Annotated in this window: 23 protein-coding genes; 4 read left to right on the top strand and 19 right to left on the bottom strand. The window is 62.5% G+C overall.

The window, feature by feature from the left end; all coding sequences use genetic code 11:
• From APH35_RS24815 to APH35_RS24875, 13 genes are all read right to left on the bottom strand, one after another.
• The coding region (locus APH35_RS24815) for an extracellular solute-binding protein (protein WP_060515689.1) at nucleotides 1-788 on the bottom strand (788 nt) is incomplete at its 3' end.
• A 52-nt stretch (nucleotides 789-840) separates the two neighbouring features.
• A complete protein-coding gene (locus APH35_RS24820; protein WP_012270620.1) occupies nucleotides 841-1182 on the bottom strand; it encodes a cupin domain-containing protein in 342 nt (113 codons plus the stop codon).
• A 33-nt stretch (nucleotides 1183-1215) separates the two neighbouring features.
• Nucleotides 1216-2622, bottom strand: coding sequence for an NAD(P)/FAD-dependent oxidoreductase (locus APH35_RS24825; RefSeq protein ID WP_041166638.1), 1407 nt, complete (start codon nucleotides 2620-2622; stop codon nucleotides 1216-1218).
• A 64-nt stretch (nucleotides 2623-2686) separates the two neighbouring features.
• Nucleotides 2687-3511 carry an AraC family transcriptional regulator gene (locus APH35_RS24830; RefSeq protein WP_012270622.1) on the bottom strand — a complete coding sequence of 275 codons (825 nt, stop codon included), beginning with the start codon at nucleotides 3509-3511 and terminating at the stop codon, nucleotides 2687-2689.
• Between the two features lie 271 nt (nucleotides 3512-3782).
• On the bottom strand, nucleotides 3783-4751 hold the full coding sequence (locus APH35_RS24835) for a peptide ABC transporter ATP-binding protein (RefSeq protein WP_060493210.1): 969 nt from the start codon (nucleotides 4749-4751) through the stop codon (nucleotides 3783-3785).
• Complete coding sequence (locus tag APH35_RS24840; protein ID WP_012270624.1) at nucleotides 4751-5719, bottom strand: ABC transporter ATP-binding protein; 969 nt, start codon at nucleotides 5717-5719, stop codon at nucleotides 4751-4753. Before APH35_RS24840 ends, APH35_RS24835 begins: the two co-directional genes overlap by 1 nt.
• Before the next feature lie 10 nt (nucleotides 5720-5729).
• On the bottom strand, nucleotides 5730-6656 hold the full coding sequence (locus tag APH35_RS24845; protein ID WP_060515690.1) for an ABC transporter permease subunit: 927 nt from the start codon (nucleotides 6654-6656) through the stop codon (nucleotides 5730-5732).
• Between the two features lie 10 nt (nucleotides 6657-6666).
• Nucleotides 6667-7677 (bottom strand): ABC transporter permease subunit, encoded by a 1011-nt coding sequence (locus tag APH35_RS24850; RefSeq protein WP_060515691.1) that lies wholly within the window; start codon nucleotides 7675-7677, stop codon nucleotides 6667-6669.
• A gap of 91 nt (nucleotides 7678-7768) precedes the next feature.
• On the bottom strand, nucleotides 7769-9379 hold the full coding sequence (locus APH35_RS24855) for an ABC transporter substrate-binding protein (protein ID WP_177335394.1): 1611 nt from the start codon (nucleotides 9377-9379) through the stop codon (nucleotides 7769-7771).
• Nucleotides 9380-9457: 78 nt separating this feature from the next.
• A complete protein-coding gene (locus tag APH35_RS24860; RefSeq protein ID WP_012270628.1) occupies nucleotides 9458-10837 on the bottom strand; it encodes an OprD family porin in 1380 nt (459 codons plus the stop codon).
• A gap of 229 nt (nucleotides 10838-11066) precedes the next feature.
• Nucleotides 11067-12659 carry an ABC transporter substrate-binding protein gene (locus APH35_RS24865; RefSeq protein ID WP_060515693.1) on the bottom strand — a complete coding sequence of 531 codons (1593 nt, stop codon included), beginning with the start codon at nucleotides 12657-12659 and terminating at the stop codon, nucleotides 11067-11069.
• A gap of 147 nt (nucleotides 12660-12806) precedes the next feature.
• Nucleotides 12807-14432: an ABC transporter substrate-binding protein gene (locus APH35_RS24870; RefSeq protein ID WP_060515694.1), complete on the bottom strand. Its 1626-nt coding sequence runs from the start codon at nucleotides 14430-14432 to the stop codon at nucleotides 12807-12809.
• A 327-nt stretch (nucleotides 14433-14759) separates the two neighbouring features.
• Nucleotides 14760-15476, bottom strand: a complete 717-nt coding sequence (locus APH35_RS24875) for an SIMPL domain-containing protein (RefSeq protein ID WP_012270631.1) — start codon at nucleotides 15474-15476, stop codon at nucleotides 14760-14762.
• A gap of 201 nt (nucleotides 15477-15677) precedes the next feature.
• On the opposite strand from APH35_RS24875, the gene APH35_RS24880 reads away from it, so the two are divergent.
• From APH35_RS24880 to APH35_RS24895, 4 genes are all read left to right on the top strand, one after another.
• Nucleotides 15678-16934 (top strand): ATP-binding protein, encoded by a 1257-nt coding sequence (locus APH35_RS24880; protein WP_012270632.1) that lies wholly within the window; start codon nucleotides 15678-15680, stop codon nucleotides 16932-16934.
• Complete coding sequence (locus APH35_RS24885) at nucleotides 16934-17494, top strand: response regulator transcription factor (protein WP_003255244.1); 561 nt, start codon at nucleotides 16934-16936, stop codon at nucleotides 17492-17494. Before APH35_RS24880 ends, APH35_RS24885 begins: the two co-directional genes overlap by 1 nt.
• Nucleotides 17495-17649: 155 nt before the next feature.
• On the top strand, nucleotides 17650-18591 hold the full coding sequence (locus APH35_RS24890; protein ID WP_012270633.1) for an AEC family transporter: 942 nt from the start codon (nucleotides 17650-17652) through the stop codon (nucleotides 18589-18591).
• Between the two features lie 56 nt (nucleotides 18592-18647).
• A complete protein-coding gene (locus APH35_RS24895) occupies nucleotides 18648-20006 on the top strand; it encodes an amino acid permease (RefSeq protein ID WP_012270634.1) in 1359 nt (452 codons plus the stop codon).
• Between the two features lie 64 nt (nucleotides 20007-20070).
• On the opposite strand, the gene APH35_RS24900 is transcribed toward APH35_RS24895, so the two are convergent.
• The 6 genes from APH35_RS24900 to gatC form a co-directional block, all read right to left on the bottom strand.
• Nucleotides 20071-20445: a carboxymuconolactone decarboxylase family protein gene (locus tag APH35_RS24900; protein ID WP_012270635.1), complete on the bottom strand. Its 375-nt coding sequence runs from the start codon at nucleotides 20443-20445 to the stop codon at nucleotides 20071-20073.
• A 10-nt stretch (nucleotides 20446-20455) separates the two neighbouring features.
• On the bottom strand, nucleotides 20456-21499 hold the full coding sequence (locus tag APH35_RS24905) for a calcium/sodium antiporter (protein ID WP_041166382.1): 1044 nt from the start codon (nucleotides 21497-21499) through the stop codon (nucleotides 20456-20458).
• Nucleotides 21500-21559: 60 nt separating this feature from the next.
• The gene (locus tag APH35_RS24910; protein ID WP_012270637.1) at nucleotides 21560-21934 is read right to left on the bottom strand and encodes a septal ring lytic transglycosylase RlpA family protein; all 375 of its coding nucleotides are present in this window, start codon (nucleotides 21932-21934) and stop codon (nucleotides 21560-21562) included.
• A 146-nt stretch (nucleotides 21935-22080) separates the two neighbouring features.
• Nucleotides 22081-23526 carry an Asp-tRNA(Asn)/Glu-tRNA(Gln) amidotransferase subunit GatB gene (gatB, locus tag APH35_RS24915; RefSeq protein ID WP_012270638.1) on the bottom strand — a complete coding sequence of 482 codons (1446 nt, stop codon included), beginning with the start codon at nucleotides 23524-23526 and terminating at the stop codon, nucleotides 22081-22083.
• A gap of 11 nt (nucleotides 23527-23537) precedes the next feature.
• Nucleotides 23538-24989, bottom strand: coding sequence for an Asp-tRNA(Asn)/Glu-tRNA(Gln) amidotransferase subunit GatA (gatA, locus tag APH35_RS24920; RefSeq protein ID WP_060494444.1), 1452 nt, complete (start codon nucleotides 24987-24989; stop codon nucleotides 23538-23540).
• A gap of 15 nt (nucleotides 24990-25004) precedes the next feature.
• A complete protein-coding gene (gene gatC / locus APH35_RS24925; RefSeq protein ID WP_003255165.1) occupies nucleotides 25005-25292 on the bottom strand; it encodes an Asp-tRNA(Asn)/Glu-tRNA(Gln) amidotransferase subunit GatC in 288 nt (95 codons plus the stop codon).
• Between the last annotated feature and the right edge of the window lie 80 nt (nucleotides 25293-25372).

The raw sequence follows: 25372 nt of genomic DNA on the forward strand, positions 1-25372 counted from the left end.
GGCGCGCCTTCCTTGGGTATCGAGTAACCCACCTTCACCCCGTTCTTCGCCTCTTCAGCCCGGTTTTTCGCCTGCAGCACATCCCCTGAGAAACCCACCACCACGCAGATATCGCCGTTGGCCAGGTCGCCGGTGTACTTCGATGAGTGGAAGTAGCTGATGTATGGCCGCACCTGCATCAACAGTGCCTTGGCCTTGTCGTAGTCGGCCGGGTTCTGGCTGTGGTGCGGCAGGCCCAGGTAGTGCAGGGCGATGGGCAGCAGTTCGGGGCCGTTGTCCAACACGGCGACGCCGCAGCTTTTCAGCTTGCTCATGTATTCGGGCTTGAAGATCAGGTCCCACGAGTCCAGTGGCGCGTTGTCGCCGAGCACAGCCTTGACCTTGTCGATGTTGTAGCCGATGCCGGTGCTGCCCCACAGGTACGGGAAGCCGTATTGGTTGCCCGGGTCGTTCACTTCCAGCGCCTTGAGCAGTACCGGGTTGAGGTTTTTCCAGTTGGGCAACTGCGACTTGTCCAGGCGCTTCAGCGCCTTGCCCTGGATTTGCCGGGCCATGAAGTGGTTGGAAGGGAACACCACGTCGTAGCCGGAGTTGCCGGTCATCAGCTTGCCGTCGAGGGTTTCGTTGCTGTCGTACACGTCGTACGTCGGCACGATGCCGCTGGCGAGCTGGAAGTTTTTCAGCGTATCGGGAGCGACGTAGCTGGACCAGTTGTAGATCTTCACCGTTTCAGCGGCGCTGGCCACGCTGGCGGCCAGCATCAGGGGTGCGAGAAGGAGCGTGCGCATGTCGGGTTTACCTTGCTTTGTCTGTTGTTATCGAAGGCAGGCGATCAGCGGATCAGAAAATTAGTACGTAGGTCTTGCGCACGGTCTCCTGGATGTCCCAGATGCCGGTGCTGTTGGCCGGTAGCATCAGTGCGTCTCCGGCTTCTATGTAGAGGGTCTCGCCACCGTCGGGGGTGAAGGTGCAGCGGCCCTTGATGAAATGGCAGAACTCCTGCTGCACGATCTGCCGCCGCCAGCGCCCGGGGGTGCATTCCCAGATGCCGGTTTCGACGCCATCGCTGCGCTCCACGCAGGTGACCGAGGCCACTGCAATGGGCTCGCCGAGCGGTACCGCGACGGGGTTGGAACTGTCCAGCACGGCGCTGGCGGTGTTCTTGAACTGGGTGATGCTCATGACCGGTGGATCCTGTGCAGGTGATAAGGGAAGTCAGTGCATGAAGCCTTCCATGAAGTCCGCAAGCGAGCTGGCCAGGCGCCGCCTCCACGGCGCGCTGGCGGGGTTGGCGAGGGTCCGGTCCTCGTGGACGAAACTTTGGATGATTGCGTTGTAGCCCAACCAACGGCAGGGCTCGGGCGGCCAGCTGGCCAGGCTGGAAAGCGGGCGGTTGTCGAGTACCCAGGGCTGTGCGGTCAGTTCGTTGTGCTGGTTGAGGATCAGCGCGGCCAGGGTGCGCCCGCCCAGGTTGGTGGCGCCCACGCCTTCGCCGCCGTAACCGCCAGCCAGGGCGATACCGCGTTGGCGGTCGCAAAGCATGTGCGGGCGGAAGCGCCGCGCCATGCCCAGATTGCCGCCCCAGGAGTGAGTGATGCGCACGTGCCTGAGCTGTGGGAACAGCTCGCCGAACAAGTAGCGACGCAGCTCGACTTCGTGCTCGTGGAGGTTGAAGTTTTCCCGCAGGCGTCCACCGAAGCGGTAACCTCCGCGGGCGCCGAACACCAGGCGGTTGTCGGCGGTGCGCTGGCCGTAGGTGACCTGGCGGCTGCTTTCGCTGAACGCTTGCCCCTGGCTCAGGCCGATCTGTGCCCAGGTGGCCTCCGGCAGCGGCTCGGTGGCCACCAGCAGGCTCTGTACCGGCAGCTGATGTTTGCCCAACGGCGGCAGGCTGGCAGCGTAGCCTTCCACGGCGGGCACCATCCACTGGCAGCGAATCCGTGCCAGTGGCGTACGCACCTCACCCGGCTGCCAGTCGATGGCCGGGGTGTTTTCGTAGATCGGTACACCCAGCGCCTCCACTGCCCGAGCCAGGCCGCGCACCAGTTTGGCCGGCTGGATAGTCGCGGTGTGCGGGCTGTAGATGGCGCCAAACGCATTACTGACCCGCAGCTGCGCGTCCAGTTGCTCGGGGCGTAGCCAGCGGTAGTCGTCCTCGGTCATGCCCTGGCGATACAAGTCGTCGAGGTATGCGCGCAGGCTGCGCTCCTGTTCCGGGTAGCGCGCAGCGCAGTACAGCACGCCACCTTTGCGGTAGTCGCAATCGATGCCTTCGCGTAGCAGCACGCTGTGCACTTCATCGGGAATACCGTGCAGCAGGTCGATGCTGGCACGGCGCTGTTGCGGCGACAGGGTGGCGAGCAGGCGGTCTTCGCCCAGCAGGTTACCCATCAGCCAACCACCGTTGCGCCCCGAGGCGCCAAAACCGGCGATGTTGGCGTCTATCACGGCGATGTTCAGCTGTGGCGCCTGGCGCTTGAGGTAGTAGGCGGTCCACAAACCGGTATAGCCGGCGCCAATGATGCACACATCCGCTGTCAGCTCTTCGCGCAGGGCCGGGCGGGCGCACAATGGCTCGTCAAGCTGGTCCATCCACAGGCTTAGTGTGCGCAGGGGTTGCATCGGGTTCGGCTCCACGTCCATCGAGGTCTGTGGGCGATCCTAGTGATGTCGGTAGGCGGCTGTCTTACGTGCGTGCACGCAGGGAAATTTGCTTCAGGTAGGCCTTGGGCGTGAGCCCGGTGTGTTCACGGAAGCACTTGTAGAACGCTGACAGCGAGTTGAAGCCGGCGCTGAACGCCAGCTCGTCGATCGTCGCCTCGACGCGGTCGTCGTCGAGGCTGGCCATCAGGTGCTGCAGGCGGGCCTGGTTGACGTAGCGGTAGAAGCTTTGCCCCAGCACTTGGTTCAGCAGGTAGGAGATTTGGTTGCGGCTATAGCCACTGGCGTCGGCCACTTGCTGCAGGTCCAGCTCCGGGTCCAGGTAGGGGCGCTGGCGCTGGAAGTAGTGCTCCAGGTCCTGGGCCATGGTCGACAACTGCCGGGGTGACAGGCCCAGGCGGCTGGTGGCCGGGCGTGGGCCGCTGCCGGCGTGGCCGCTGCCGTTCTGGCGAACAAGCGTGGCGTATTCGTTGACCCGCCAGATCAGCCCGTCTTTGACGGTGATGGCTTCGCTGGACTGGAACGCCACCAGGCCGTCGCCGCCCTGGACTGTGACCTGGTACTGGATGAACGCGGTGCAGCCATCGACGCGGATGCGGTCGCTGTGGACGATGTCTTCGCCGGCTTCGTGGGGCAGGCAGGCGCGTACGTAGTCGCGCAGCGCCTGGTAGCCGAGCACGCGGTTCTGGAAGAAGTCGTGGTACTGGATGTCGGGGTGGTACAGCGCGATGACGCCGTCGAGGTCGCGGTGCTTCCAGCACAGGTGGTAGCGCAGCACGGTGTCGGCGGTGAGCGGGGTTTGCTCGGGGCCGTCAGGAAGGGCGGTGGCGGTCATTGGGAGATAGTGCATTGCAGAACACCCAGGTGCAAGGGTGTGGATCCTGCATATTGCACGGTTCGCTCAAGCGGCCTTTGGAGTAAACCGTTGATTCATATGGATGTAATTTTTTGATACAGCTGGCATGAGGGCTGCACCTTTCTTGTCACCATCGAACAAGGAGAAAGGCCATGCGCTCGATACTGCTTTGGATGATTGGGGTGCCGATTCCGGTGATCATTCTGATCTGGTTCTTCATGCATTGAGAACCTGGGGCCGCAAAGCGGCCCCAGCTATCTAAAGGCTAAAGGAACTGCTCGGCATAGTGACAAGCCACCTGCCGCGTACTCACCTGCCGCAACGCCGGCACCTCTTTGGCACACCGTTCCGTCGCATACGGGCAACGTTTGTGAAATGCACACCCATCCGGCGGGTTCAGCGGGTTGGGCAGCTCCCCGACAATGCGGATCTTCGGCTTCAGCGGGTCGGGATGAATGGCCGGTGTCGCCGACAGCAGCGCCTGGGTATAGGGATGCAGCGGCTTCTCGTAGATATCCTCTTTAGGCCCCATTTCCGCCGGCCGCCCCAGGTACATCACCAGTACCTGGTCTGCCACATGCCGTACCACCGCCAGGTTATGCGAGATGAACACGTAGGCGGTGTTGAACTCTTTTTGCAAGTCCATGAACAGGTTCAGCACCTGCGCCTGGATCGACACGTCCAGCGCCGAGGTCGGTTCGTCCGCTACCAGCACCTTGGGTTGCAGCATCATCGCCCGCGCCAGGGCGATACGCTGGCGCTGGCCGCCAGAGAACATGTGCGGGTAACGCTGGTAGTGCTCGGGGCGCAGGCCAACCTGTTCCATCATCTTCTGCACCTTGTCGCGGCGCTCGGCTTTGCTCAGCGAGGTGTTGATCAACAGTGGCTCGGCCAGCTGGTCACCAATCTTTTGCCGTGGGTTGAGCGAGGCGTAGGGGCTCTGGAACACCATCTGCACATCGCGGCGCAGTTGCTTGCGCTCAGCCTTGCTGGCGCCTTTCACTTCGGTGCCGGCAATTTGCAGTGAGCCGGACGATGGCTCTTCGATCAAGGTCAGGGCGCGTGCCAGGGTCGACTTGCCACAGCCGGACTCGCCGACCACGGCCAGAGTCTTGCCCGCCTCCAGTTCGAACGACACGCCATTCAGCGCACGGACCAGCGCGTGGCCCTTGAACAGCCCGCGGGAGACTTCGTAATGCCGGGTAAGCTCCCGGGCGGATAGAACGACGGCCATCACGCCACCTCCTGGTTCAGCGGGTAGAAGCAACGCACCAGGCTATGGGCCTGTGGGTCGAGGGGCGGGCGCTGGCGCCGGCATGTGTCCTGCACGTACGGGCAACGCGGCGACAGCAGGCAGCCGACCGGGCGGTCGTAGCGCCCAGGGACAATGCCAGGCAGGGTGGCCAGGCGTTCGGCGCCGATGCTGTGCTCGGGGATTGCTGCCAGCAAGGCTTCGCTGTACGGGTGGGCGGGCACGTCGAACAGCTCCGGCACCTGGCCCACTTCCACGGCTTGGCCGGCGTACATCACGCACACCCGCCTGGCGGTTTCGGCGACCACGGCAAGGTCGTGGGTGATCAGGATGAGCGCCATGTTGCGCTCTTTCTGCAGGTTGACCAGCAGCTCCATGATCTGCGCCTGGATGGTCACGTCCAGCGCGGTGGTCGGTTCGTCGGCGATCAACAGCTTGGGCTCGCCGGCAATCGCCATGGCTATCGCCACACGCTGGCTCATGCCGCCGGACAGTTGGTGCGGGTAAGCATCCAGGCGACTTTCTGCAGCCGGGATCTCGACTTTTTTCAACAGTTCGAGGGCACGCTGGCGCGCGGCCTTGCCCTTCAGGCCCAGGTGCTGGCGCAGCACTTCTTCGATCTGGAAACCCACGGTATAGCTGGGGTTGAGCGCGGTCATCGGGTCCTGGAAGACCATGGCGATATCCTTGCCAACCACTTTGCGTCGTTGCCGGCCGCTGAGCTTGAGCATGTCCGTGCCATCGAAGGTGAGGGCGTCGGCGGTAATACGCCCCGGGGCTTCGATCAGGCCCATCAAGGCCATCATGGTGACCGATTTGCCCGAGCCGGACTCGCCGACGATGGCCAGGATTTCGCCGGCCTCCACCGCCAGGTCCAGGCCGTCGACGACCGGTACCGCATTGGCGTCGCCGAAGCGCACGTTGAGGTTGTTGATCTGCAACAGTGACATGGCGTTCTCCTCAGGCGGCGTTCTTGAGTTTAGGGTCCAGCGCATCGCGCAGCCCGTCGCCCATCAGGTTGATTGCCAGCACACTGAGCAGAATGGTCAGGCCGGGCAGGCTGACCACCCACCAGGCACGCTCGATGTAGTCTCGGGCCGAAGCCAGCATGGTGCCCCACTCGGGGGTTGGCGGTTGTACGCCGAGACCAAGAAAGCCCAGCGCGGCGGCGTCGAGGATGGCCGAGGAGAAACTGAGGGTGGCCTGCACGATCAGTGGCGCCATGCAGTTGGGCAGCACGGTGACGAACATCAGCCGTGGCAGGCTGGCACCGGCCAGGCGTGCGGCGGTGACGTAGTCGCGGTTCAGCTCGCCCATCACGGCGGCGCGGGTCAGGCGCACGTAGGAGGGCAGGGACACGATGGCGATGGCGATCACCGTATTGATCAGGCCAGGGCCGAGGATAGCGACGATGGCCACCGCCAGCAGCAGCGACGGCAACGCCAGCATCACATCCATCAGGCGCATGATCGATGGGCCGAGCAGTTGCGGGAAGAAACCGGCCAGCAGGCCGAGGAAAATGCCAGGGATCAGCGACATCACGACCGACGACAGGCCGATCAGCAGCGACAACCGTGCACCCTGAATCAGCCGCGAAAGCAGGTCGCGGCCAAGTTCGTCGGTGCCGAGGATGAACTGCCAGGTGCCGCCTTCCAGCCACACCGGCGGGGTCAGCAGGAAATCGCGGTACTGCTCGCTCGGGTCATGCGGGGCGACCCACGGCGCGAACAGGGCGCAGAACACCACCAGGCACATGAAGGCCAGGCCCATCACCGCGCCCTTGTTGCGCGCGAAGGCTTGCCAGAATTCTTTGTACGGCGAGGGGTAGAGCAGGCTCTGGTCCACCGGGCTGGCCGGCGACACGGATTTTGCAAGCGGGCTAGTCATGGCAAGGGCCTCAGCGCTGATGACGGATGCGTGGGTTGGCCAGGCCGTAGAGGATGTCTACGACGAAGTTGACCAGAATCACCAGGCAGGCGATCAACAGGATGCCGTTCTGGACCACGGGGTAGTCACGGGCACCGATGGCTTCAATCAGCCACTTGCCGATGCCCGGCCAGGAAAAGATGGTTTCGGTCAGTACCGCACCGGCCAGCAGCGTGCCGACCTGCAGGCCGAATACGGTCAGCACCGGGATCAGGGCGTTGCGCAGGCCGTGCACGAACACCACGCGGGCTGGCGAAAGGCCTTTGGCGCGTGCGGTACGGATGTAGTCTTCGCGCAGCACTTCGAGCATCGACGAGCGGGTCATGCGGGCGATCACCGCCAGCGGGATGGTGCCGAGCACGATGGCCGGCAGAATCAGGTGCATCACCGCGTCCTTGAACGCACCTTCTTCGTCGCTGAGCAAGGTATCGATCAGCATGAAGCCGGTCTTCGGCTCGATGTCGTAGAGCAGGTCGATGCGCCCGGACACCGGCGTCCAGCCCAGGCTCACCGAGAAGAACATGATCAGGATAAGGCCCCACCAGAAAATTGGCATCGAATAGCCGGCCAGTGAAATGCCCATTACACCGTGGTCGAACAGCGAACCGCGCTTGAGTGCGGCGATCACCCCGGCCAGCAGGCCGACAATGCCGGCGAATAGCAAAGCGGCGAAGGCCAGCTCCAGGGTGGCCGGGAACAGGGTGAGAAACTCGTTCCACACACTTTCGCGGGTGCGCAGCGATTCGCCGAGGTCACCTTGGGCCAGCTTGCCGATGTAGTCCAGGTACTGGACCGGCAGTGGCTTGTTCAGGCCCAGGCGCTCCATGGCCTGGGCATGCATTTCGGGGTCGACCCTGCGCTCGCCCATCATCACTTCCACCGGGTCGCCGGGGATCAGGCGTATGAGCGCGAAGGTCAGCAAGGTGATGCCGAAAAAGGTCGGTATCAGCAGGCCAAGGCGCCGGGCAATAAAACTCAACATTGTCGGGGTTACCTCATCAGGCCGTGGGGCGATCAGCCCGGTACGGCAGTGCCGCCGGTGCCCGTGTGGGTTGCCGGCGGTCGTTGTTGTTCTACTTCACCTTGGTGGTGGCGAAGTTGTTGTTGGTCAGAGGGCTGATCACGTAGCCCTCAACGTTGTCACGCATGGCGGTGAACATCTTCGGATGGGCCATGCTGATCCAGGGTTGGTCGTCATCGTACACCTTCAATGCCTCGCTATAGAGCCTTGCACGTTCGTCGTTGTCGATCACCTCGCGGGCGCGGGTAATCAGTTCCTGGAATTTCGAGTTGCACCAGCGGGCGTAGTTCTCGCCGGTTTTGGCCGCGTCACAGCTGAGCAGCGGGGTAAGGAAGTTATCCGGGTCACCGTTGTCGCCTGCCCAGCCGGTGGACACCAGGTCCGCTTCGCCCTTCTTGGCGCGGCGCAGCATTTCCGCCCACTCCATCACGCGGACATCCAGCTTCAGCCCGATCTGTTTCAGGTCGGCCTGTAACATCTCGGCGGACAGGCGCGGGTTAGGGTTGGTCATGCCGCCACCGTTGCGGGTGAACAGCGTGATCACCGTGCCTTCCGGAACGCCAGCTTCCTTGAGCAGGGCGCGTGCTTTGTCGAGGTCGCGCGGCGGGTTCTTGTTACTGGTGTTGTAACCGATCATGGTCGGCGGGTATGGATTGACGCCCACCAGCGCGTTGCCCTTGCCAAACAGCTGATCGACGTGGGTCTGGCGATCGAAGGCCATGTTGATGGCTTTGCGCACGCGCACATCGCTCAGGTATGGGTGCTCGGTATTCATGGCGATGTAACCGGTGACCAGCGCTTCGATCTCGGCCACCTTGAGCTTGGGGTCAGCCTTGATCGACGGCACATCATCCGGTTTGGGGTAGAGCGCGACCTGGCATTCGTTGGCGCGTAGCTTTTGCAGTCGTACGTTGCTATCGGTAGCGATGGCGAAGACCAGGGCATCGGCGGGTGGTTTGCCGCGGAAGTATTCGTGATTCGGTTTGAAACGGACCTGTGCATCCTTGTTGTAGCGCTGGAAGATGAACGGCCCAGTGCCGATCGGCTTGCTGTTCAGCTCGGCCGTTTTGCCAGCTTCGAGCAACTTGTCGCCGTACTCGGAGGAATAGATCGAGGTGAAGCCCATTGCCATGTCATGCAGGAACGGGGCTTCCGGGCGGGTGAGGGTGATCACCACGGTGTTGTCGTCGCTCTTGCTCACCGACTTGAGCAGTTCCTTGAAGGCCATGCTTTCAAAGTAGGGATAGCCCACGCTGGTCTTGTCATGCCACGGATGATTCGGGTCAAGCTGGCGATTCAGGCTCCACAGCACATCGTCGGCATTGAATTCGCGAGTTGGCTTGAAGTAGTCGGTGGTGTGGAACTTCACCCCGTGACGCAGGTGGAAGGTGTAGGTCAGGCCGTCTGGCGAAATGTCCCAGCGTTCGGCCAGTGCCGGCTGGATGTCGGTGGTGCCGGGCTTGAAATCGACCAGGCGGTTGAACACGGTTTCGGACGATGCGTCGAAAGTGACCGCTGTGGTGTACTGAACAACGTCGAACCCTTCCGGGCTGGCCTCGGTACACACCACCAGTGGTTTGGCGGCCAGTTGCGTGGTGCTGCTCAGCACCAGGACGGCCAGGGCCAGGCGTAGCGGTAGCGATTTCATGAAAGCTCTCTGCATGGATTGAAGGCTCCCTGCTTGCATTGATTCCAGCGTAGTCGCCACGGCCCGCTGCGAAGTGGGCCGTGGCGCCGGCGGTCAGAGAATGTTGAATGGGATGGTGGTCACCACGCGGAACTCATCCAGGCTGCCATCACCCTGGGCCTTGCTGGCGCGGTGGGTGGTGTAGGTGGCGCGGATGCTGGTGTCTTTCAGCGGCCCGCTCTGCACCGCGTAACTGGTGCCGATCCCCCACTCGTAGTGGGTTTCGCCATCCAGGCCATTCACGTCGTAGGCTGTACCGCGATAGTGAGTGCCATCGATGCCCCAGCCGCGGGCGTTGTACAGGTTGAACTTCAGGCCTGGTACGCCGTAGGGCGCCATGTTCAGTACGTAGGAGATCTTCAGCGATTTTTCGTTGGGGCCGTTGAAGTCCGACAGCAGTGAGTTGGCCAGGTAGATGCCGTTGGTTTCGTGCAGGTAGTCGAAGTACTCGTTACCGTTGACCTGCTGCCAGGAGGCACCGAGGGTGTGGGCCTGGTGGGTCAGGTCGAACGACAGGCTGTAGGTGTCGTTGTCGATCTTGCCCATTTTCTGGCTGCCGGCGTCGACGGTCTTGTAGTAGTTCAGGCCGGTGCTCAGGCTGAGCACTGCGCTGTCGCCGAGCACGTGGTTGGCGCCGAAGTAGTACTGGTTCCAGAAATCGTCGACCTTGGTGGCGTACAGGCTGGTGCTCAGGCTCTTGAACGGCTGGTAGTTGATGCCGGCGGTGCTGGCGCGGTCGGTTTCCACGCCAGTGGCGCTGTATTCGCTGCGGAACTTGCTGAGGCTCTGCTCGGTACGTGGCGAGACGCGGTCGAAGGTGCCCAGGTCGAAGCTGAGGTTATCGAACTCGGCGCTGTGCAGGAACGCGCCCTGGAAGCTCGACGGCAGGGCACGGTTGCCGATGTAGGCGATCATCGGGGTGTCAACCGACTGGCGGCCGAGGGTAAGGGTAGTGTTGGACACCCGTGCCTTGATGTTGCCCAGGCCCAGTTTGCTCCACTGGCCAATGGGGTCGCCATCGCTGTGGGTCAGGGTGCGGTTGTTGGGGCCGGCGACAGCTTCGCGGCTCTGTTGCAGGGCGATGGCGTTGTAGCCAGCGGCCTCGACGGCGATGCCCACGGTGCCTTGGGTGAAGCCGGAGCTGTAGTTGAGGATGCTGCCTTGTACCCAGTTTTCCCGGCTGTGGGTGGGGTGGCGGGTGCCGTCGCTTTTGTAGTACTTCCACAGCGGGGCGCGTGCGGCGCGTTCGCGGGCGTACCAGTTGCGGGTGCTGCCAGACAGGCTCTGGCCGTCGATGAAGCCGCTGGCCTGCGCCTGCTCGCTGCTGCCTTTGAGGGTGAGCGGGATGTAGGCCTGGCTTTGCGGGTCGGCCTGGGCCACGGTGGATAAGGCACTGATGGATAACGCCAGTGCGGTCAGGGTGAATATTCTCAAGGTTGAAGCTCCCATTGTTTTCTAGTTATTGCCGGCCTTGTGGGCCGGGTGGGTGTTGCGGTGTTGCCTGGGTTGCCACGGGATCGCCGGGCTGAGTTGGGGGGGCGTGCTGCCTGTGCTGGCCTTTTCGCGGGTAAACCGCTCCCCCAGGGATCTGCGCAGACGCCTGGTTTGTGAAGATCTCTGTGGGAGCGGGTTCACCCGCGAAGTGGCCCTTGAGGGCTAAAGATCAGTCAACACTCACACCGGAAAAGTCATTGCGCCCAAACGGGCTGACCTTGAATTCGGAAACCTTGACGCTGAGCGGTTGGTTCACCGTGGAATGCGCCACCGGGGTAATCGGTACCTGCTGCTTGAGCCGCTGCTGGGCCTGCTGGTACAGGGCGGTGCGCTGCGTACGGTCGGTCACCTGCTTGGCCTGCTTGACCAGGCTGTCGTACTGCGGGTCGCACCACAGCGAATAGTTGTTGCTGCCGATGGCATCGCAGCTGTAGAGGGTGCCCAGCCAGTTGTCCGGGTCGCCGTTGTCACCGGTCCAGCCGATCAGAGCGATGTCGTGCTCACCGCTTTTCATGCGCTTGAGGTATTCGCCCCATTCATAGCTGACGATGCGTACCTTGAAGCCGAGCTTGTTCCAGTCGGCCTGAAGCATTTCGGCCATCAGCTTGGCGTTGGGGTTGTATGGGCGTTGCACCGGCATGGCCCACAGGGTGACCTCGGTGCCAGGTTTGACACCGGCCTGCTGCAGCAGCTGTCTGGCCTTTTCCGGGTTGTAGGGGGCGTCCTTGAGGCTTTCGTCATAGGACCACTGGGTGGGTGGCATGGCGTTCACCGCCAGTTGGCCGGAGTCCTGATACACCGCCTGGATGATGGCTTGCTTGTTCACCGCCATGTCCATTGCCTGGCGCACTTCCAGGCGGTCGAATGGTGGGTGCTGGGTGTTGTAGGCGATGTAGCCGAGGTTGAAGCCTGGTTGCTGCAACACCTGCAACGTGCTGTCGGCCTTGAGCGCCGGCAGGTCGGCCGGGCGCGGGTGCAGGGTGACCTGGCACTCATTGCGGCGCAGCTTCTGGATGCGCACCGAGGGGTCGACGTTGATCGAGAACACCAGGTTGTCGATCTTCACCTCATTCGATGCCCAATAGTCCTTGTTGCCCTTGTAGCGGATCTGCGAATCTTTCTGGTATCGCTGGAACACGAACGGCCCGGTACCGATCGGCTGCTGGTTGATGTCGCTGGGGCGCCCGCTGGCCAGCAACTGGTCGGCGTACTCGGCGGAGAGGATGGAGGCGAAGCTCATGGCCAGGTTCTGGATGAACGCAGCATCGACCGTGTTCAGGGTGAACACCACGGTCAGCGGGCCGGCCTTCTCGATGCGAGCGATATTCTTGTCCAGGCCCATGCTGATGAAATAGGGGAACTCGGTAGGGTAGGCCTGGCGGAACCGGTGACCCTTGTCGAGCATGCGGTTGAAGGTGAACAACACATCGTCGGCGTTGAACTCGCGGCTTGGGTTGAAGGCCTTGTTGCTGTGGAATTTCACCCCTTCACGCAGGTGGAAGGTGTAGCGCAGGCCGTCGTCGGACACTTCCCAGCGAGTTGCCAGGGCAGGCTGCACGGCGGTGCCACCCCGTTCGAACTCGACCAGCCGGTTGTAGATGGGTTCGGCGGCGTCGTTGTCGGTGGCGCTGGTGTACTGAGCGGTGTCGAAGCCGGCTGGGCTGCCCTCGGAGCAGAACACCAGGTTGTTGGCCAGCAGGGCCGGGGACTGGCTGATCAGGCCCAGGGCCAACAGGGTCGAAAGGCGGGTAGCGTGACGCATGGCAAGTCCTTTTTCGTCTGTTTGCGCCGCCTCGTTGTACGAATGACGGCAACAGTTCGCCGCTCCCGCGGCGGATAGCAGCAGGACGACATGAAAGGGTGGCAAGGATGGAAGGGCACCCGCCGCTCAGCGGGTGCCCGGGTCAGCCTACTTGTCCACGCTGACGCCGTAGAAGGAGTTCAGTCCGAATGGGCTGATCTTGTAATCCTTCACTTTGGCGCTCATGGGCTGGTAGACGGTGGAGTGAGCGATCGGTGTGATCGGTACCTGCTCCTTGAGGATGTGCTGCGCCTTCTGGTACAGCTCGGTGCGCTTGGCCTGGTCGGAAGTGGCCTTGGCCTGCTTGATCAGGTCGTCGTAGGGCTTGTAGCACCACTTGGAGAAGTTGTTGCCATCCACGGCATCGCAGCCGTAGAGGGTGCCCAGCCAGTTGTCCGGGTCACCGTTGTCACCGCTCCAGCCAATCAGCATGGCGCCCTGTTCGCCGCCTTTGGAGCGTTTGATGTACTCGCCCCATTCGTAGCTGACGATCTTCGCCTTGATACCGATCTTGGCCCAGTCGGACTGGAGCATTTCGGCCATCAGCTTGGCATTGGGGTTGTACGGGCGTTGCACCGGCATGGCCCACAGGGTGATTTCGGTGCCTTCCTTGATGCCAGCTTCCTTGAGCAGTTGCTTGGCTTTTTCGGGGTCGAACGGGGCGTCCTTGATGCTGGTGTCATAGGACCATTGCGTGGGTGGCATGGCATTGACTGCCAGCTGGCCGGCACCTTGGTAGACCGACTCGATGATCTTTTTCTTGTCCACGGCCATGTCCAGCGCCTGGCGCACTTTCAACTGGGCCATGGGGTTGGCGTCGTTGCTGCCCTTGATCTTGTCCATCACGTTGTAGGCGATGTAGCCAAGGTTGAAACCGGCCTGGTCAGGCATTTTTAGCTTGGGGTCTTTCTTTAGTGGCTCGATGTCGGCCGGGCGGGGGAACAAAGTGACCTGGCACTCGTTCTTTTTCAGCTTTTGCATGCGCACCGAGGCATCGGTGGTGATGGCAAAGATCAGGTTGTCGATCTTCACGTCATCGGGTTGCCAGTAGTCCTTGTTGCCCTTGAAGCGGATCTGCGCGTCCTTCTGGTACTTGCTGAACACGAACGGGCCAGTGCCGATAGGCTTCTGGTTGATGTCGGCGGCCTTGCCGTCCTTGAGCAGCCGGTCGGCGTATTCGGCGGACTGAATCGAGGCGAAGCTCATGGCCAGGTTCTGGATGAACGCGGCATCGACTTCGTTGAGGGTGAACTTCACCGTGTGCTCGTCGAGCTTCTCCACTTTGGCGATGTTCTTGTCCATGCCCATGTCGGTGAAGTACGGGAACTCGGTGGGGTAAGCCTTGCGGAACGGTTGCTCCTTGTCGAGCATGCGGTTGAAGGTGAACAACACGTCGTCGGCGTTGAACGGGCGGCTGGGCTTGAAGTAGTCGGTGGTATGGAACTTGACCCCTTCGCGCAGGTGGAAGGTGTAGGTCTTGCCGTCGTCGGACACTTCCCATTTGGTCGCCAGGCCCGGGATGACGGCCGTGCCACCACGTTCGAACTGGGTCAGGCGGTTGAACACGGTCTCGGCCGAGGCGTCGAAGTCGGTCCCGGTGGTGTACTGCCCCGGGTCGAAACCGGCCGGGCTGCCCTCGGAGCAGAACACCAGGTTGGACGCGGCCAAGGCCGACGGTGCACCGGTGAGCAAGCCTGCGCCAAGCAGGAACGGAATGACTGCGTGTTTGAGCATGGTGGCCTCATTGTTGTCATTTTTTGGATGAGGTGGCCTCGTGAGCCGACCTGCGGATACTTATGCAGGGGGTGTTCCCAATGCAACAGGAAGAAGGATAGTTGGCGCCGGAAAAGTGGTACGGCCGTACATGGATGTCGCATCGGTATAACTTTCGGCGAAGTTAAACGTTTGCGCGGGCAAAATGATGGCATTTTGCAGGATGTTTCGAGGCGGGAGTATATGTAGGAGGCACCTTAATGGTGCGTAGGAAGCTTCTGAAAATCTGTTTGACGCGATGCCTGGGAGAGCGGGCGCAGCCGCTCCCACAGGTGTTTCGTGAGCCCGTTAAGGCATCTGCACTTCGATCAGGCCATCGGCATTCATGCTCACTTCACTGGTGCCTGCTTCGATATCCGGCGCTGGTGCCGCTTCATCAGCCCCCATGGCCTTCATCGCCATCGGTGCGCTACGCAGGTACGGGCGTGGGTAGCCGCTGCTGTTGAGGTTCAGGTTGACCACTTTGTAGCCCTTGCCGCCCAGCGCTTCTGTGGCCAGCTGCGCGCGTGCCTTGAAGGCATCGACCGCATCCTTGAGCAGTGCATCTTCGCTGGCCTTGCGCGTGGCCGGGGCGATGGAGAAGTCCATGCCGCCCATTTTCAGCTCTTGCAGCAGGTCGGCGGTCAGCTGGGACAAGGCCGGGAAGTTGGCGCTTTCCAGGCGCAGTTCGGCGCGCTCGCGCCAGCCGGTGATCTTCTGGCCCTTGCTGTCATATACCGGGTAGCTGTTGCGGCTTCCCTGGCTGATCTTCACGTCCTTGACCTGACGCGACTGCTGCACGGCCTTGTTCATGGTTTCGGTGATCTGCTTGGCGAGCTTGCCCGGGTCGCTGTTCTGCGCTTCGCTGTACAAGGTCACGACCATCAGGTCGCGCGCCACTTCCTTGCTGACTTCGGCACGCAGCGATACCTGGTTGAAACGCGGTTCATCGGCCGCCAGCGCCGGCAGGCTGGCGAGCAGGCCGCAAGACAGGATGAAGGCGGTGCCGCGACGTGGGATTTGCATGTGGTACTCCTTGGCAATAAAAGGCGTGGCGTCTGGTTGTCCATTCCACGCATGGCCCATCAGACCGGCAACAGTGTAGTGGGTTCAAAAGTGCCATCATCAACCTGTGACAAAGTGTGGCGCTTTGCCGCATCGCTGCAGCTAGGCGCCAGGCTTCGGTATACTCCAGCCGATTTTCTGGAGCACTCATCAGGAGAGCTCATGCTCGCTGCCGTACAACCGTTGTCCGCTACCCGTCAGAACCTCTGGCGCCTGACCGTCATTCGGGTCCTGGTCCTGGCTGCCCAGGCTGGCTCGGTGGGCGTTGCCTACTGGACCGAACTGCTGCCGTTGCCCTGGCTGTCGCTGGCCGGCACCTTGGCCTTGTCTTCGCTGCTGTGTGCCTTCACGGCCCTGCGCCTGCGCTTGTCGCTGCCCGTCACCGAAATGGAGTATGCCCTGCAGCTGGCTTGTGACCTGCTGATCCACAGCGCCTTGCTGTATTACTCCGGCGGTTCGACCAACCCGTTCGTTTCGTATTACCTGGTGCCGCTGGCGATTGCTGCGGTGACCTTGCCGTGGCTGTATTCGCTGATCCTGTCTGGCATCGCCCTGACGGCCTACAGCCTGCTGCTGGTGCAGTTCTACCCGCTCGAAGGCTTGCCCATGGCGCGGGACAAGATGCAGGTCTACGGCATGTGGCTGAGTATTGCCCTGGCGGCGGCCGTGATCACCTTCTTTGCCGCGCGCATGGCCGAAGAGCTGCGCCGCCAGGAGCAGCTGCGTTCCGAACGGCGTGAAGAAAGCCTGCGCGACGAGCAGTTGCTGGCCGTGGCCACCCAGGCTGCCGGTGCCGCCCATGAGCTGGGTACGCCGCTGGCGACCATGAGCGTGCTGATCAACGAAATGCGCCAGGACCATACCGACCCGCTGTTGCAGGAGGACCTGCAGATCCTCCAGGACCAGGTAAAGCTGTGCAAGGAAACCTTGCAACAGCTGGTGCGCGCTGCCGAAGCCAACCGACGCCTGGCGATCGTCGAGCAGGATGTGACTGCATGGCTGGACGAAGCGCTGAACCGCTGGCACCTGATGCGCCCGGAAGCCAGTTACCGCTTCCAGCGTCTGCGCGACGGCAAGGTGCCTCGGTTGACACCGCCACCGGACCTTACCCAGGCGCTGCTGAACCTGTTGAACAATGCTGCCGATGCCTGCCCCGATGACCTGGAAGTGCGCCTTGACTGGGACGCCCAGGACATCGTCATCAGCATCCGCGACCACGGCCCCGGCGTGCCGCCGGCCATTGCCGAAGCCATCGGCAAACCCTTCATTACCACCAAGGGCAAAGGCTTCGGCCTGGGCCTGTTCTTGAGCAAGGCCAGCGTGACCCGTGCGGGCGGTTCGGTAAAACTCTATAGTCATGAACAGGGTGGCACCCTGACCGAACTGCGCCTGCCCTATGGCAAGCGAGGAGATGAATGATGAGCGAAGAAAACCAGGTCGAAAGCGAAGAGCTGCCGCACCTGCTGCTGGTGGATGACGATGCCACCTTCACCCGGGTCATGGCCCGGGCCATGAGCCGTCGCGGTTTCCGCGTGAGCACTGCCAGTTCTGCCGAGGAAGGCTTGATCCTGGCTCAGCAGGACCTGCCGGACTACGCCACGCTGGACCTGAAGATGGACGGCGACTCGGGCTTGGTGCTGCTGCCCAAGCTGCTTGAGCTGGACCCAGAAATGCGCGTGGTGATCCTGACCGGCTATTCGAGCATTGCCACTGCGGTGGAGGCGGTCAAGCGCGGTGCCTGCAACTACCTGTGCAAGCCGGCTGACGCCGATGATGTGCTGGCAGCACTGCTGTCGGAGCACACCGACCTGGATACGCTGGTGCCGGAAAACCCGATGTCGGTCGACCGCCTGCAGTGGGAGCACATCCAGCGCGTTCTGAACGAGCACGAGGGCAATATCTCCGCCACCGCGCGGGCGCTGGGCATGCACCGGCGGACCTTGCAGCGCAAGCTGCAGAAACGGCCGGTTCGACGCTGATTCTTTGCTCAAAGGGCCGGCTTCTTCGCGGGTTTATCCGCGAAGAAGCCGGCACTGACAGAAATTTATGTATAACACCCCGCGATCCCCGCAAATTCCGGCCGTTGGCGTATTATTAGCCGCCTAACGGCAACCCCCTCCAGGATCGCTTGCGCATGCTCGCCCTTCTTATCCAGACGCTGAACATCACGGCACCGGTTTTCGCCATGCTGTTCATGGGCGTGCTGCTCAAACGCATCCACCTGATCGACGACAACTTCAACCGCGTCGCCTCGCAGCTGGTGTTCAACGTGTGCATGCCGGCGCTGCTGTTCCTCGGTATCTATCACGCCGACCTGGCCGCAGCAGTCAAACCCGGTGTCATGCTGTACTTCATCGCTGCCACCCTGGTCGGCTTCGCCATTGCCTGGGGCCTGGCCATCTGGCGCAGCCCGCTGGCCGACCGGGGCATCTATACCCAGGGCGCATTTCGCGGCAACAACGGCGTGATCGGCTTGGCCCTGGCCGCCAGTTTGTACGGTGACTATGGTATTTCCCTGGGGGCGGTGCTCGCGGGCCTGGTCATCCTCATGTACAACTCGCTGTCGGCGGTGGTGCTGGCGGTGTACAGCCCGGACCTCAAGTCCGACCCATGGAGCATCTGCAAGAGCATTTTCAGCAACCCGTTGATCATCAGCGTGCTGGTGGCTACCCCGATGGCTTACGGCCAGGTGCCGCTGCCCAACTGGCTGCTGACCTCGGGCGACTACCTGGCGCAGATGACCCTGCCGCTGGCGCTGATCTGCATCGGTGGCACCTTGTCGCTGGCGGCGCTGCGTGACTGTGGCCGGCTGGCCATCGATGCCAGCCTGGTGAAGATGGTCTGCTTGCCGTTGCTCGGTACCCTGGGGGCTTGGTTGTGTGGCTTTCGCGGTGCGGAGTTGGGCATCCTGTTCCTCTACATCGGCAGCCCGACCGCTGCGGCCAGCTACGTGATGGCGCGGGCGGCCAATGGTAACCATGAGCTGGCGGCGTCGATCATCGTCATTACCACGCTAATGGCGGCAATCACCACCAACATTGGTATTTTCATCTTGCAGTGGGGCGGATGGATCTAGATCCTTGACTGCAAATAACAGCAACAGCACTGCCTCACTGAGCTAAAGGACACTTCATGCAAGACCAGAGCACGCCCGAGCGGTTACAGCGCGGGCTGAAGAATCGCCATATCCAGCTGATCGCGCTGGGCGGGGCCATCGGTACCGGGTTGTTTCTGGGCATCGCCCAGACCATCCAGCTGGCCGGCCCCTCCGTGCTGCTGGGCTATGCCATCGCCGGCCTGATGGCCTTTCTGATCATGCGCCAGTTGGGCGAAATGGTCGTGGAAGAGCCGGTCGCCGGTAGTTTCAGCCACTTCGCCCACCAGTACTGGAGCGAGTTCGCCGGCTTCGTTTCGGGGTGGAATTACTGGGTGGTGTACGTGCTGGTCGGCATGGCCGAACTGACGGCGGTCGGCATCTACGTGCAGTACTGGTGGCCGGAGTTTCCTACCTGGGCCACCGCGGCGATCTTCTTCGTGGCGATCAACCTGATCAACCTGACGCAGGTGAAGGTCTACGGCGAGATGGAGTTCTGGTTCGCCCTGGTCAAGGTGGTGGCCATCGTCAGCATGATCGGCTTTGGCGCCTGGCTGTTGAGCAGCGGCCATGGCGGCCCGGATGCCAGCGTGGCCAACCTGTGGCAGTACGGCGGCTTCTTCCCTAACGGCGTCAGCGGCTTGGTGATGGCCTTGGCGGTGATCATGTTCTCGTTCGGCGGCCTGGAGCTGGTGGGTATCACCGCCGCCGAAGCCGACAACCCCCGCCAGAGCATCCCCAAAGCCACCAACCAAGTGGTGTACCGCATCCTGATCTTCTACATCGGTGCCTTGGCGGTGCTGTTGTCGCTGTACCCGTGGCAGAAGGTAGTGCAGGGCGGTAGCCCGTTCGTGATGATCTTCCATGAGCTGGACAGCGACCTGGTGGCGACCATCCTCAATATCGTGGTGCTGACGGCTGCGCTGTCGGTGTACAACAGCTGTGTGTACGCCAACAGCCGCATGCTGTTCGGCCTGGCTAGCCAAGGTGATGCGCCGCGCCAGCTGCTGAAGGTAAGCCGCAGCGGTGTACCGCTGACCGCGCTGGGCGTGTCGGCCTTCGCGACCGGCCTGTGCGTGCTGATCAACTACCTGATGCCGGGCGAGGCCTTTGGCTTGCTGATGGCGCTGGCGGTGTCGGCGCTGGTGATCAACTGGGCGAGCATCAGCATTACTCACCTGAAATTCCGCAAGGCCAAGCTGGCTGCCGGCATCATCCCCTTCTACAAAAGCCTGGGGCACCCGCTGACCAACTACCTGTGTCTGGCGTTCATCGTGCTGATATTGGTGGTGATGTACCTGACCCCGCCGATTCGCATCTCGGTGATGCTGATCCCGGCTTGGATTGCCGTACTGTGGGTGGCCTTCAAGCTGAAGAAGGCTCGCCAGGCCAAATAGGCAAGGCAGTACCAGCCTCTTCGCGGGCGTGACCGCGAAGAGGCTGGTACTGGAAAAGGCTGCGTCAGCCTTGGTAGCTGTCGATCACTTCCTGCGCGGCCCTGAAGGCATCAATCGCCGCCGGCACGCCCGCATACACTGCACAATGCAGCAACGCCTCGCGGATTTCCTCGACCGTACAGCCATTGTTCAACGCCCCGCGCACATGCCCCTTGAGCTCCTGCGGGCACTTCAGTGCCGTCAGCGTGGCCAAGGTAATCAGGCTGCGAGTTTTCAGAGGTAATCCGTCACGCGCCCACACACTGCCCCAGGCATGTTCATTGACGAAGTCCTGCAGCGGCTGGGTGAAGTCGGTGGCATTGCCCAGTGCGCGATCGACGAATGCATCGCCCATTACCTGACGGCGAATTTGCTCGCCGGTCTTGTTGCTATCAGCCATGTTGTTTTCCTTAGTGTTGGCGGCGCCAGGCACGTACGGTGGTGTACAGCAACACCATGGCGAGCACTGGCAGTACATAGAACAGCATCAATCGTTCCAGGCGGCCGGCCAGCGGCATGCCCATGGTAAAGGCTGCCACATGCAGGCCATAGACCAGGTACAGGCAAAGAAACACCAGGCCTTCGGCGCGGGTGATGCGGTAGCCGGAATAGAACACTGGCAGGCTCAATAGGGCAACGCCGAGCATTACAGGCAAGTCGAAAGACAGCGCGTTGGGCGAGATCGACAGCGGTTCTGGGGCGATCAGCGCGGTCAGGCCCAGCACGGCCAGCAGGTTGAACAGGTTGCTGCCGATGACCGTGCCCACGGCAATCTCCCGTTCGCCACGCAGGGCGGCAATCAGCGCTGCGGCCAGTTCCGGCAGGGAGGTGCAGACGGCGACGACTGTCAGGCCGATGATGCGCTCGGACAGGCCCAGGTCGGTAGCCACCTCGACGGCGGCTTCCAGCAGTAAGTGGCCCGCCAGGCTCAGCAGGCCAAGGCCGACCAACACCTGCAGCAGCGTGCCTGACCAGAAGCGCCCGGCGCTGGACCTGGCAGCATCCGGGGCGGGGTAAGTGCGTGCATAGTGGCGGGACTGGTGCCAGAGCATTGCCAGGTAACCAGCCAGACCCAGCAGTAGCAGTGCCCCTTCCACTCGGCCCAGGTGGCCGTTGGTGGACAATGCGTACACCAGCCCGCTGGCGATGATCATCAACGGAATGTCCAGGCGCACCAGTTGGCGTGACACGCGCAGCGGGATGATCAGCGCGGCCAGGCCAAGAATGACCAGGATGTTGAAGATGTTGCTGCCGACCACGCTGCCGACCGCCACATCGGGTGCTCCCTGGTAGGCAGCCTGCAGGCTCACGGTCAATTGTGGCGCGGTACTGCCGAACGCCACCAGGCTCAGGCCGATGATCAGTGGGCGCACGTGCAGGCGCTGTGCCAGGCGCAACGCGGCGCGCACCAGTAGCTCGGCGCCGCCGATCAGCAACAGCAGGGCAATGCCCAGTTGCAGCAGGCTAAAGGTGGGAAGGGTGGCCAGGTCGAAAATGGTCGGACTCCTGTCGCGTCAGTCGCTAAGCCCTTGTACTCGCACGCGCGCTGTTCCGCTACGGAGCATGCCGATTTTTTCTGCTGCGGCGCGAGACAAGTCGATCAATCGGCCACGGGTGTGCGGGCCTCGGTCGTTGATGCGTACCACCACGCTGCGCTGGTTGGCCATGTTGGTGACCAGTACGCGGGTACCGAAAGGCAGGCTGCGGTGGGCGGCGGTAAGGCCGTGCTGGTTGAATGGTTCGCCGCTGGCGGTGCGTTTGCCGTGGTGGCGCGAGCCGTAATAGGAGGCGGTGCCCGTCTGGTCGTAACCGCGTGGGTCGATGTCGTGGCTGGCGCAGCCGGCCAGGAAGGAGAAGAGGGCCAGTGTGCCGAGGGATCGTTTTAGCAAGTCAGGTGCTCTCCTAGTGCGGCCATTCGCGGCAACAGCCGCTTCCAAAGCTACGGCGCAGCCCTTGGGCGCGTCGCCGTAGCTTTGGAAGCGGCTGTTGCCGCGAACGAGGGCAAAGCCCTCGCAGCATTACGGGGGTAAAACAATCACCCTTCGAGCTTGGCTTTGAGCAATTGGTTCACCTGCCCCGGGTTGGCCTTGCCTTTGGAAGCTTTCATGGCCTGGCCGACGAAGAAGCCGAACATCTTGCCGCGCTTGGCCTCATCGGCTGCGCGGTACTGTTCGACCTGCTCGGCATTGGCTGCCAGCATTTCGTCGAGCATCTTGTCGATCGCACCGGTGTCGGTAACCTGTTTCAGGCCCTTGCTGTCGATGATGCTGTCGGCATCGCCTTCACCGGCGGCCATGGCCTCGAACACGGTCTTGGCGATTTTGCCGCTGATGGTGTTGTCGCGAATGCGCAGCAGCATGCCGCCCAGTTGCGCGGCGCTGACCGGCGCCTGGTCGATTTCGACACCCAGCTTGTTCAGCAGGCTGCCCAGTTCGACCATGACCCAGTTGGCCGCCAGCTTGGCGTCGCCACCGATCTTCACTACTTCTTCGAAGTAATCTGCCTGTTCGCGGCTGGAGGCCAACACGTTGGCGTCGTATGCCGACAGGCCGTACTGGCTCTGGAAACGCTCGACTTTCTGTGGTGGCAGCTCTGGCAGGCCGGCGCGAATGGTGTCGAGGAAGCTGTCCTCGATCACCACCGGCAGCAGGTCCGGGTCGGGGAAGTAGCGATAGTCGTTGGCTTCCTCCTTGCTGCGCATGGAGCGGGTTTCGTCTTTGTTCGGGTCGTACAGGCGGGTTTCCTGCACCACCTTGCCGCCGTCTTCGATCAAGTCGATCTGGCGTTGGATTTCGCTGTTGATCGCGCGCTCGATGAAGCGGAACGAGTTGACGTTCTTGATCTCGCAGCGGGTGCCGAACTCGGTCTGGCCTTTCGGGCGGATCGACACGTTGCAGTCGCAACGCAGCGAACCTTCGGCCATGTTGCCATCGCAGATGCCCAGGTAACGTACCAGCGCGTGGATCGCCTTGACGTAAGCCACGGCTTCCTTGGCGCTGCGCATGTCAGGCTCGGAGACGATTTCCAGCAGTGGCGTGCCGGCACGGTTCAAGTCGATGCCGGTGGAACCGCTGAAGTCTTCGTGCAGGCTCTTGCCAGCGTCTTCTTCCAGGTGCGCACGGGTTACGCCGATGCGCTTGATGGTGCCGTCTTCCAGGGCGATGTCCAGGTGGCCCTTGCCGACGATCGGCAGGTCCATCTGGCTGATCTGGTAGCCCTTGGGCAGGTCCGGGTAGAAGTAGTTCTTGCGCGCGAACACGTTGCGCTTGCCGATTTCGGCGTCGATGGCCAGGCCGAACATGCACGCCATGCGCACGGCTTCCTGGTTCAGCACCGGCAGTACACCGGGCATGCCCAGGTCAACCAGGCTGGCCTGGGTGTTCGGCTCGGAGCCAAAGGTGGTGGCGCTGCCGGAGAAAATCTTCGACTGGGTGGCGAGCTGAGTGTGGATTTCCAGCCCGATCACAACTTCCCATTGCATGTGTGAATTCCTCAGAAGCCGTTGGGGGCGCGGGTGTGCCAGTCGGTCACTTGCTGGTAGCGGTGCGCGACGTTGAGCAAGCGGCCTTCCTGGAAGTACGGCGCCAGCAGTTGCACGCCGACTGGCAGGCCGTCGACGAAGCCAGCGGGCATCGACAGGCCCGGCAGGCCCGCCAGGTTGGCGGTGATGGTGTAGACGTCTTCCAGGTAGGCGGCGACCGGGTCGCTGCTCTTGGCGCCGAGCTTCCAGGCCGGGTTTGGCGTGGTCGGGCCGAGGATCAGGTCGACATCGTTGAAGGCGGCCATGAAGTCGTTCTTGATCAGGCGGCGGATTTGCTGCGCCTTCACGTAGTAGGCGTCGTAGTAGCCCGCCGACAGCGCGTAGGTGCCGACCATGATGCGGCGCTGTACTTCAACGCCGAAGCCTTCGCCGCGGGAACGCTTGTACAGGTCGGTGAGGTCTTTGGGCTCTTCGCAGCGGTAGCCGAAGCGCACGCCGTCGAAGCGCGACAGGTTGGAAGAGGCTTCAGCCGGGGCGATCACGTAGTAGGCCGGGATGGCGTGCTGCATGTTCGGCAGGCTGATTTCCTTGACCACCGCACCGAGCTTTTCCAGCTCCTTGACGCTGGCCTGGACCAGTTCGGCGATGCGTGGGTCGAGGCCTGCGCCAAAGTACTCTTTCGGCAGGCCGATGCGCAGGCCCTGCAGCGAAGCGTTCAGGTTGGCGCTGTAGTCCGGCACTGGCTCTTCGATGCTGGTGGAGTCCTTGGCGTCGAAACCGGCCATGCCTTGCAGCAGCAGGGCGCAGTCCTCGGCGGTGCGGGCCAGCGGGCCGCCCTGGTCGAGGCTGGAGGCGTAGGCGATCATGCCCCAGCGCGACACACGACCGTACGTCGGCTTGAGGCCGGTGAGGTTGGTCAGTGCAGCTGGCTGGCGGATCGAGCCGCCGGTGTCGGTACCGGTGGTGGCGGGCAGCAGGCGCGCGGCCACTGCAGCGGCCGAGCCACCGGACGAGCCGCCGGGTACGTGCTCGAGGTTCCACGGGTTCTTCACCGCGCCGTAGTGGCTGGACTCGTTGGCCGAACCCATGGCGAATTCGTCCATGTTGGTCTTGCCCAGGGTGACCATGCCGGCTTCGGCCAGCTTGGCGACCACGGTGGCGTCATACGGCGCCTTGAAGTTGTCGAGCATCTTCGAGCCGCAGCTGGTGCGTACGCCGTTGGTGCAGAACAGGTCTTTGTGGGCGATCGGCGCCCCCAGCAGCGCGCCGGTTTCGCCAGCGGCGCGACGGGCGTCGGCGGCACGTGCCTGGCCCAGGGCCAGGTCTTCGGTGACGCTGATGAAGCTGTTGATCTGCGGGTCGAGCTGTTTGATGCGCGCCAGCAGCGCGCGGGTCAGCTCTTCGGAAGAAAACGATTTGTCGGCGAGTCCGCGGGCGATCTCGGCCAGGGTAAATTGATGCATGGCAGGTTCTATCCCTTACTCGATGACTTTGGGAACCAGGTACAGACCGCTTTCGGTCGACGGTGCGATCGCCTGGTAGGCGTCGCGCTGGTTGCTTTCGGTGACCTGGTCAGGGCGCAGGCGCTGGCTGGCCTCCAGCGGGTGGGCCAGTGGCTCGATGCCAGTGGTGTCGACCGCTTGCATCTGGTCTACAAGGCCGAGAATGCTGTTCAGGGCGTCGGTAATGCGTGGCAGTTCGCCATCATTGAGGCCCAGGCGGGCCAGATGGGCGATCTTTTCCACGTCGCAGCGTTCAAGCGCCATGAGGATCTCCAAGGGAAACAAAGAACGGAATTTAGGTCCGTAGTGAGGAACATGTCAGCTTTCTGGCGGTCTAACGGCCG

This window comes from Pseudomonas sp. NBRC 111132 (assembly GCF_001320565.1).
Lineage (GTDB): Bacteria > Pseudomonadota > Gammaproteobacteria > Pseudomonadales > Pseudomonadaceae > Aquipseudomonas > Aquipseudomonas putida_P.

Excerpts from the sequence above, each read along its gene's own strand:
- APH35_RS24885 (WP_003255244.1), top strand. The coding sequence starts at position 16,934 with ATGAGCGAAGAAAACCAGGTCGAAAGCGAAGAGCTGCCGCACCTGCTG.
- APH35_RS24900 (WP_012270635.1), bottom strand. The coding sequence starts at position 20,445 with ATGGCTGATAGCAACAAGACCGGCGAGCAAATTCGCCGTCAGGTAATG.
- APH35_RS24835 (WP_060493210.1), bottom strand. The coding sequence starts at position 4,751 with ATGGCCGTCGTTCTATCCGCCCGGGAGCTTACCCGGCATTACGAAGTC.
- APH35_RS24855 (WP_177335394.1), bottom strand. The coding sequence starts at position 9,379 with ATGCAGAGAGCTTTCATGAAATCGCTACCGCTACGCCTGGCCCTGGCC.
- APH35_RS24880 (WP_012270632.1), top strand. The coding sequence starts at position 15,678 with ATGCTCGCTGCCGTACAACCGTTGTCCGCTACCCGTCAGAACCTCTGG.
- APH35_RS24825 (WP_041166638.1), bottom strand. The coding sequence starts at position 2,622 with ATGCAACCCCTGCGCACACTAAGCCTGTGGATGGACCAGCTTGACGAG.
- APH35_RS24870 (WP_060515694.1), bottom strand. The coding sequence starts at position 14,432 with ATGCTCAAACACGCAGTCATTCCGTTCCTGCTTGGCGCAGGCTTGCTC.
- APH35_RS24820 (WP_012270620.1), bottom strand. The coding sequence starts at position 1,182 with ATGAGCATCACCCAGTTCAAGAACACCGCCAGCGCCGTGCTGGACAGT.
- APH35_RS24895 (WP_012270634.1), top strand. The coding sequence starts at position 18,648 with ATGCAAGACCAGAGCACGCCCGAGCGGTTACAGCGCGGGCTGAAGAAT.
- APH35_RS24890 (WP_012270633.1), top strand. The coding sequence starts at position 17,650 with ATGCTCGCCCTTCTTATCCAGACGCTGAACATCACGGCACCGGTTTTC.
- gatB (WP_012270638.1), bottom strand. The coding sequence starts at position 23,526 with ATGCAATGGGAAGTTGTGATCGGGCTGGAAATCCACACTCAGCTCGCC.
- APH35_RS24830 (WP_012270622.1), bottom strand. The coding sequence starts at position 3,511 with ATGCACTATCTCCCAATGACCGCCACCGCCCTTCCTGACGGCCCCGAG.
- APH35_RS24875 (WP_012270631.1), bottom strand. The coding sequence starts at position 15,476 with ATGCAAATCCCACGTCGCGGCACCGCCTTCATCCTGTCTTGCGGCCTG.
- APH35_RS24850 (WP_060515691.1), bottom strand. The coding sequence starts at position 7,677 with ATGTTGAGTTTTATTGCCCGGCGCCTTGGCCTGCTGATACCGACCTTT.
- gatA (WP_060494444.1), bottom strand. The coding sequence starts at position 24,989 with ATGCATCAATTTACCCTGGCCGAGATCGCCCGCGGACTCGCCGACAAA.
- APH35_RS24845 (WP_060515690.1), bottom strand. The coding sequence starts at position 6,656 with ATGACTAGCCCGCTTGCAAAATCCGTGTCGCCGGCCAGCCCGGTGGAC.
- APH35_RS24840 (WP_012270624.1), bottom strand. The coding sequence starts at position 5,719 with ATGTCACTGTTGCAGATCAACAACCTCAACGTGCGCTTCGGCGACGCC.
- APH35_RS24865 (WP_060515693.1), bottom strand. The coding sequence starts at position 12,659 with ATGCGTCACGCTACCCGCCTTTCGACCCTGTTGGCCCTGGGCCTGATC.
- gatC (WP_003255165.1), bottom strand. The coding sequence starts at position 25,292 with ATGGCGCTTGAACGCTGCGACGTGGAAAAGATCGCCCATCTGGCCCGC.